This window comes from Actinomadura rubrisoli (genome assembly GCF_004349215.1).
GTDB classification, from domain to species: Bacteria; Actinomycetota; Actinomycetes; order Streptosporangiales; family Streptosporangiaceae; genus Spirillospora; species Spirillospora rubrisoli.
Map to the genome: position 1 here is coordinate 1 of NZ_SMKU01000403.1, position 7,682 is coordinate 7,682.

Annotated in this window: 7 protein-coding genes; 4 read left to right on the forward strand and 3 right to left on the reverse strand. The window is 64.5% G+C overall.

Annotated features, from left to right (window positions below; translation table 11 throughout):
- The 4 genes from E1298_RS41055 to E1298_RS41070 all read left to right on the forward strand — a co-directional run.
- The coding region (locus tag E1298_RS41055) for a hypothetical protein (RefSeq protein ID WP_207945143.1) at positions 1-385 on the forward strand (385 nt) is incomplete at its 5' end.
- A 1,579-nt stretch (positions 386-1,964) separates the two neighbouring features.
- Positions 1,965-2,978 carry a S8 family serine peptidase gene (locus tag E1298_RS41060; RefSeq protein WP_165975915.1) on the forward strand — a complete coding sequence of 338 codons (1,014 nt, stop codon included), beginning with the start codon at positions 1,965-1,967 and terminating at the stop codon, positions 2,976-2,978.
- A 349-nt stretch (positions 2,979-3,327) separates the two neighbouring features.
- Entirely contained in the window at positions 3,328-4,008 is a 681-nt protein-coding gene (locus E1298_RS41065) for a hypothetical protein (protein ID WP_131902792.1), read from the forward strand.
- 39 nt (positions 4,009-4,047) lie between these two features.
- On the forward strand, positions 4,048-4,419 hold the full coding sequence (locus tag E1298_RS41070) for a YbaB/EbfC family nucleoid-associated protein (protein ID WP_131902793.1): 372 nt from the start codon (positions 4,048-4,050) through the stop codon (positions 4,417-4,419).
- Between the two features lie 827 nt (positions 4,420-5,246).
- On the opposite strand, the gene E1298_RS41075 is transcribed toward E1298_RS41070, so the two are convergent.
- The 3 genes from E1298_RS41075 to E1298_RS41085 all read right to left on the reverse strand — a co-directional run.
- Positions 5,247-6,185: a DUF6177 family protein gene (locus E1298_RS41075; RefSeq protein WP_243726146.1), complete on the reverse strand. Its 939-nt coding sequence runs from the start codon at positions 6,183-6,185 to the stop codon at positions 5,247-5,249.
- On the reverse strand, positions 6,182-6,517 hold the full coding sequence (locus tag E1298_RS41080) for a hypothetical protein (protein ID WP_131902794.1): 336 nt from the start codon (positions 6,515-6,517) through the stop codon (positions 6,182-6,184). The genes E1298_RS41075 and E1298_RS41080 overlap by 4 nt, the downstream gene beginning before the upstream one ends.
- Positions 6,514-7,682: MinD/ParA family ATP-binding protein (locus tag E1298_RS41085; RefSeq protein ID WP_207945144.1), on the reverse strand; the 1,169-nt coding region annotated here is incomplete at its 5' end. The genes E1298_RS41080 and E1298_RS41085, both read right to left, overlap by 4 nt.

The following is a 7,682-nucleotide window of genomic DNA, read 5'->3' on the forward strand; positions in this document are numbered from 1 at the left end:
CCACAACCCACCGACCCCCCCGACCGCTCCGAGAACCGCCGCCGCAAGCCCGGTCGAGGTCCGTCGGCAGCAGCTCCTCCAGGTCGCGGCCGCGATGCGCAAGGATCTCGCCCAACTGCAGTACTCGCTGACGACCCTGGGAGTGCAGGCGGGCACGGTCGGAGGCTGGGACGTGGCGCAGCAGCTCGGCCCCAAGGTGGACACCGCCCACAAGAACATGATCGCGGGCATCAAGAGCTACTGCCGGGCGTACGAGCAGGCCATTGCGCGGGTCGAGCTGTGCGCACGCAACTACGGCAAGGCCGAACACGCGGCCACGGAGGCCGCCCGCAACGCAGGACGGCCGGTGACGCCGTCCAACGTCAGTCCTTGGCAGAACTACTAGGGCGCACCTCGGTGAGGAAGGGAGCCGGCCGGCAGTGGGTCGAAATGAGTTCCACAAAGGCATTCGCCCTGGCGCGCTAGCGCATGGTGATCCGTCGCAGTATGACTACGAAGCGATCGAAGCCTTCCTCAAGGGCGCGAACCCCACCGCGCTGGCGGCGGTGGGACGGGCGTACCTCCAGTCCAAGTACGCCTTCCAGAAGGCGGAGCAAGGGCTCGCACAGCATGTGAAGCGGCTGAACGAGGTCTGGCAGGGAGGCGCCCAGGAACTCGGCATCGCCGACCTGCGGCTCCTCACCCAGGCCACGGGAAAGCTCGCTGCGGTGAGCCAGCAGTTCTCGACCGCGATGTCCAGCGGCTACACGACGATGAAGACCTCGCAGTTCGGCATGCCGAGCCGGACCACACCGCTCGGAGTCCTGCCCAGCACAGACCCCGTCCAGGCCCACGCCACCAAGATGGCCGACGACAAGGTGGCACAGCAACACCTGGCCAAGACCAACTCCGGGCTCGTATCCGCCTTCGAACAGATCCCAACGGCCCTCACCCTGGACCTGCCCGGTGACAAGGACGGCCAGTCTACTTTCGATCCTGGTCGTTCGTCGCCTGGAGGGAGCGAAGGCGCTGGGCCAGAACATAGTCCCGGCACGTCCGGTGGCAGCGGAATCGCACCGGCGTCGAACCTCTCGGGCGGGGCGCACGTTCCTGGTCACCAACCAGGCGGATCGATTCCTTCTGGCCATGTCCACCCAACGCCGGGCGGCTCCGGCGGTTACACCCCCTCGGACCTTCAAGGCGCCTATCCCGAAGGACCCGGTAGCGTGCCCCCGGGAATGCCGGGGCCGCTGAGCCCCGGCACAGGAGGTGGCCCGCCGGGATCAGGGAGCCTCCCGTCAGGCCCCGGAAGCGGCCTGCCGATGCTGCCCAGCGGAAGTGTCCCGCCAACGGCACCCAGAGATGCGATCCCTGGGGGGAGGACTCGTCCCCCCATCGGGATGTCGTCCATGCCCGGGTTCAACCTTCCGTCAGATCGAAATGCCTTGGGGCCCGGAGGCGTACTGGGACGTGTTGGTTCGAGAGGCATGGGCGGGCTTCCAGGGCCGGGCGCAGGCTACGGCGCCTCGGCCGGCCGGGCACCGTTGCCGGCTGGAGGCGTGATTCGGAATGGAGCTCTGCCCGGTGCCGCAGCCCTTGGCCGAGGCGGAATGCTCCCAGAACAGCATCTTGGCGGCACCAGCGTATCGAGCATGCCCCTGGGAAGCGGGGCGGGAGCTCCCAAGCAGGGCGAGCAGGCACGAGAAACCTGGCTTGTCGAAGACGATGACCCATGGAGTGACGAGACGGAGGTCTCCCCGAGGGTGATTGGAGACGCGGGCTAAGGGCCCGCCGTAGCCACCTCAGTGAATGGATTTCAGAAAACGCGCCGGATCTCCGCAGTATTGTCGGCCGCCATAGTAAATGCAGCCATCTTATTGAGTTCTGCCCCCGCCCTGGCCTCGCCACAGCCGCGTTCCGAGGAATGGTGGTTCAGTGCGTGGGAGATCGAACGAAAAGTATGGCCGCTCACTCGCGGGCAGGGTGTGGTCGTCGCGCTGATCGACAGCGGGGTCGAAGCGCGGTTGCCTGACCTCAAGGGTGCGGTACTACCCGGCAGGGGATACGACGGCGCGTCACGCGCCGATGGCCGCGCTGACGACGACACCGAACTCGGCGGGCATGGGACGGCCATGGCCGCACTGATCGCAGGTCAGGGGCACGGAACGGGGATGGTGGGTATCGCTCCGCGGAGCCGCATCCTGCCGATTAGCGCTGCGCTGCACAACTACGACCAAACCATCAGGTATGCCGTTGATCACGGAGCGAAAGTGATCAACTTCTCCACATCCACGTCGGCCTCACGTTGCCCCGATGATGTGCAGGAATCCATAGCGTATGCGGTTCAGCACGACGTGGTCGTGGTCGCTGCCGCCGGCAATGACGGTTTCCTTTCAGAGTCGGGAAATAGCCCCGCGAACTGCCCGGGTGTACTGGGTGTGGGGGCGGTTGACGCCTATCTCGGGATCTGGGAGAAATCCACACCAGGTGACAACATCATGGTCGCCGCGCCTGGAGTGGCCGTAGGCTCCATTGGCAAGCGCGGCCTTTTCAGCCGGAACAACAACGGCACCAGCCAGGCGACGGCGTTGACCAGCGGCGTCGTGGCACTGATGCGCGCACGCTTCCCGCGCATGCCAGCCCGTGAGGTCGTCCAACGCATCCTCGCCACCGCCAAGGACGTAGGCCCCAAGGGCTGGGACAAGACCTCGGGTTACGGCGCGATCATCCCCTACTTGGCACTGACAGAGACGATTTCTCGTACCGCTTCCAATCCGGTGTATGACCGATTCGACCAGGTGCGACCCGATAATGTAGTGAAGCCTCCGCCGACCACGATGCCTGCCGACAGGCCACGATTCGATACCTTGTCAGAGAAAGGCAGCGATAATCGGATTCGTATAGGTATATTTGCTCTCCTGGCTGCTGTCTGTTTGGGAGCAGGGGTTATGATCACAAGGAATTTTCGTCATAGGGTCGGCAGGCGCGATCAAGGTTAAGGGCATATGTTATGAGTGAGCATAGGCTGTGGGTAAGAGACATCAATCGGCTCAGGGAACTGGGAAGAACTCATCTAACTCAGTTGGCGCAGGACGTAAATTTCACTAAGAATGGAATCGCCTCACTCAACTTGGATCCTGCGGCCTTCGGCGAAAATCCCATTCGAGCTGAGATGGAGCGGGCGTACGAATCAGCGCGAACTCAGTTCACTAAGCAGTTGAATTCGGCCTATGAGGGACTTCGTGACTCCGGGAGTGCGATCGCCAAAGCGGCGATGCACTATAAGGCGATTGAAAAGAAGCTTTCCGGGTAACATCCATAAACGCTTGCTAAGGAGAAGGGGTAACTGTGAGCGCCGACGGAATCAAGAAGCTTCTCCACCTAAGAGGGATTGAACTTCTGGATGCCGCTGCGAGCATGGCCGGTAAGCAACCTCCGTCGCAGGTTGCGAGGCCGATGACCACTGTCAATCCGAAGCTCCTTCAACCAACGCAGGATGAATGGTGGCGAGCGAGTGATCATCTTACTGCACACATCGAAGAAGCCAGAATCCAAGTAGCTACGGTCCTTGCCAACTGGGACGTTCCTGATGGGTTTGAGAGGTATATGGCCCAAATGATCAGGCTACTTCAGGATCAGCAGGCTGCGGTCCGCGGGGTCTCCTGGCAACTGGCTGCGGTCCGCGAAACGCTTCAGAAGGCAAAGGATGACACAGACGAAAAGATTTCCGAAGCGGCTGCAGCAGTGATCTCCGGTATCATTGCGGCTCTGGTCACAGCTGCCTTCTCTGGCGGAGCGGCGGCTGCGGTGGGGCTGGGAATCATCGCCGCATTGATAGCCGGACTGCTCACATGGTTGCTTAACCGCGCCAACATTCAGAAATCTCAGCTCAGCGATCAGAATGGGCAGCTTGAGTCGTTGAAGAATCTGGTGAGCCGAGAGAGCCTCGCCAAGGTCACACCCCCAGCGGCGCCAGATCTAAGCCGCATCAAGGGATTTTCATCGATTCATGAGCCCAAGGGCATCTAGATCGCTCTTCTTTGGATCGAGGAAGAGGGTGTATCCGTCATGGAGCGGCACGGCGGGGATCAGGAGCTCGAGCAGCTTCATCGGCTGCAGGAAGTGATTCAAGAAGTAGGACGACGACCATATGTGGCTACCTCTTCCGACGGGACCATCAAGGTCACCGCAGTTGCCAGTGGTCAGATCGTTGGCCTGGAAATTAGTCCGAGAATCTATCGAGACCCCAACAGTGCCGGTCTCGCTCGAGTGATTCTCGATACTCTCAATCAGGCGATTAAAGGCGCAGCCTCGATACATGTCGACAGCCTTGAGCGGGTGACCGGAACCGGGTCGTTTCAAGAGCTGTTCCAAGGTGCAACTGATCTAGTCCGCGAGTTGATGGAAGAGTCCGACGACCTTCGCCGGAGGTCTCGCTGACATGAAGGGATAGTAGGCGCGATTCGATTAAGAATGATGACTATTTTACAGTCTGGTGAAGCTAGACTTCGAGCTTTTCGTAGGCGAGGGACGTGCAGTGACAGAAGCCGGGCAAGGGCGGGTGGTTCTTTCGACCGGGCCTGGACGGCGAGGGTGGAGTTGGTGGGGGTTCAATTTCATCTGCGCTGGAATTGTTCTGGGATTTGGTATTTATGCTTCTCGGAATCTGTTCGATAGTGGCCGAGGTCCTTTGGGGGTGGTGTTGATCGTTGCTGCAGTGGGGTTCTTCTTTGGAGTTGTAGGTATGATTCTGTCGGCTTATCGTCGACGTTTCTGGGTCGAGAACGGCGTTCTTTGGCGGCGGGGGCTTGCTCGCGATCAGCGATATGATCTTGCTTCCGCGCAGGTGGTTATCACTTCCGGACGCGTTGGGTTGGCGGGCCCTGTCGTGCTGTGTTTGGTCGTGCGGGATAGTGGTCGGCGGGCTGTGCGTTTGTGGCTGTGTAATCGGGACGCACGCTTTGCCATGTTGCCCGGGGAGCAGTTGCGTGTTCTCGCCGATGCGGTTGAGGCGGGTTCGGGGGCAGTGGCGGCACGTCTGCGACAGCTGGCAGATGGTGTCAGCGGGTCTTGAGAACGATGTCTAGGGAGGACTTGCGCGTAGTGGCGTCCAAGTCCACCCGTTGATTGGCCGCGTCGTAAGGGACGTGCGGGCTGTGACCAAGGGAATGGTCGTCAAGGATATTAGGCGGAGGTTTCATTGGCGACCCTCCGGATTTGAGTGGGCCGGACGAGGCTGCCGGAGGGGTGGTTGGCGCCGGGGTGGGTTAGGGGTTGCGGAGGTGGTGGAGGAGTTGTTGGTGGCGTTGCCAGTATTCGGGGGAGGTGCCGTCGCCTAGGTGGAACCAGGTGAGGGGTGTGGTCGGGGGGCCGATGCGCTGGCGCATGAAGCCGGGCGGGCCCGTGTAGGAGCCGGTCGCCGCCAGGCCGATGGGGGCGGACGCGCCTGACCAGCGGGGTTCGGTGGTGAGGTCCGGGCGGCCCGGGGTGAGCTGGGCGAGCAGGGACGTGATCGGGTTTTCCGAGGTCAGGACGTCGATCAGGGACGGGACCTGCGCTACGGGGGGCGGGTCGTCGGGCTTGTAGCCGATGGTCAGAGTCGTTAGTTCGGTCGTGCCGGTGAATTCCAGGGTGGCCATCGCCGGGCGCCGGCCTCCGCCTACCGCGATCAGACGTGGGGCGTTGGACGTGAGGATGTGGGTCGTCAGGGCTTGCGGGTCCCAGAGGTGTTCCAGGGGTTCGGTGGCGCCCCAGCCGATGGGGGGTTGGCCGGTCAGGAGGCGCATGAAGTGGTCGACCTGGCCGCCCAGGGGGTTTTGCGGGGTGTGGTGTGCCTGAAAGGTGAGGACCAGTTGCGATCCGATCGGGGCGGTCGGTCGCGTGAGGTAGGCGGGGGCGTAGTCGCTCGCGTCGGGGACGCGGGCGAATGATTTGCCGTCCCAGTGCATGGGGTGGCCGGTGAGGGCCTCGTAGTAGCCGCTGCCGTCGTGGACGACCCACTGGGCGTTCTTTGCCGTGACCATTGTGCGGACGGGGACGGTGACCCTGCTGTGGTGGTCCGTGACGATCTGCAGGGTCCTGCCCGTGCGTTCGCACTCGTCCAATGCCTCGGCCAGGGCCGCGCTCAGGGCGATGACGGGCCGGTCCTGGAGGACGACCATGGCAGTGGGGGTGAGCGCATCGGCTCCGCCCTGCGTTTCTTTCACTTACCGCTCTCGCTCCATACAGTGCCGTCGTGCTGGGCGGCGAACGCGTCGGCGCAGTGGCGCGCGATCCGTTCGGCTTCGGCCGGGTCCGTCGCGGCGTGCAGTTCGACCCACCAGACGGGTTCCTCGATGGGGAGTCCGAGGAGCCGCTGTACCTCGCCTGGGACGGTCACCAGGACGGGTTCGCGGACGTGCAGGAGGAGACGGTCCTGGGCGTCGAAGACGTACGGGCCGCCTACCTTGAGGTCCGTTCCGCTGGCGGACGCGACGAGTTCGGGAAGGACGGCCAGGTCGGGCTGCTGCCTTGACAGGACGACCATTTCGCGGCTCATGGAGCGTCCAGCGCACGGACGAAGGCGTCGGCCGCGACGCGTGTGGCCGCTGCGCGGGTGGCGGCGCCGACGCGTTCGGGAGCGATGGAGATGCCGAGTGCGAGGTGGCGGTCGAACGGGATCTGGACGACGGGGAAACCGCCCACGCTGAGCATCTGCCGTGCGCGTTCCAGGTCGGCGTCGGGGTTGGGCGTGTGCGCGACCAGGGCGATGACCGTCCGGTAGAGGAGGGCGGTGAGGCCGGTTTGGGCGAACCAGTTGAGCGCGGCGCGCGCGCTGAGCGCCCCGTCGACGGTTCCGGGGGCGACGAAGACCTGGGCGTGCGCTCCGGCGAGGATGCCCCGTTGGAGCTCGCCGGAGAGCCCGCCTCCGCAGTCGATGACGGATGTGGAGAAGTAGCGGCCCAGCTGGGCCGTCGCCGTCTGGAAGGTCTGGTGGTCGAGTTCGACCGCCACCATCCCTCTGGACGTTGCCGGGAGGACGAACAGGCCCTCCTGGGTGCGTCCCAGATAGGCGGCGGTCTCGTCCCACGTCTGCGGACGTGCCGCGACCAGGTGGCGCAGGGAACTGGGGGCGTTCACGCCCAGGCGCAGGGGCAGTGACCCCAGTCCCGGGTCGGCGTCGACGGCGATGACCCGGTCGCTGCGGTGCTGCCGGACGATCCCGGCGACCAGCGCGGCGACCGTCGACTTGCCCGCCCCGCCGCGGATGCTCGTCACGGCGATCCGCCGGCACGACGGCACGGCGACGCCCATCTGCGCGGTGAGCTGCGCGAGGTCGCGGGCCTGCCCGGCCGCCGACGCCCCCATCGCCCGCCGCACGCCGCGTCCCACCCGACGGGCGACCGGGTCGCCATGCGGATTCCGCCGCGCCAGCTCGTTCACGTTCCCGTACGCGTCGGGTGGAGGGGACGCGTTGGGCGCAAGGGACACCGGCTGCGTTGCCAGGGCGTCGGCCTGCGGTGCGGACGGGTCGTGCGGTGTTACGGGCTGGGGGCTGATCGTCCAGCCTGGTGGTTCTCGGGCTTCCGCTGGGGCGGCGGTCAGGGCAGCTGTCCACGGGTTGACCGGCGGTTCGGGTGAACGGGGCTCTGCGGCGGGGGCGTGGGTGATGGCCGGTGCCGCAGCGGGCTTTGACGGCAGCGGGTTCAGCGCGGGGCGAGGGG

What these genes read in the sequence shown, in the direction of transcription:
- E1298_RS41070 (WP_131902793.1), top strand. Translation starts at nt 4,048, where the DNA reads ATGGAGCGGCACGGCGGGGATCAGGAGCTCGAGCAGCTTCATCGGCTG.
- E1298_RS41080 (WP_131902794.1), bottom strand. Translation starts at nt 6,517, where the DNA reads ATGAGCCGCGAAATGGTCGTCCTGTCAAGGCAGCAGCCCGACCTGGCC.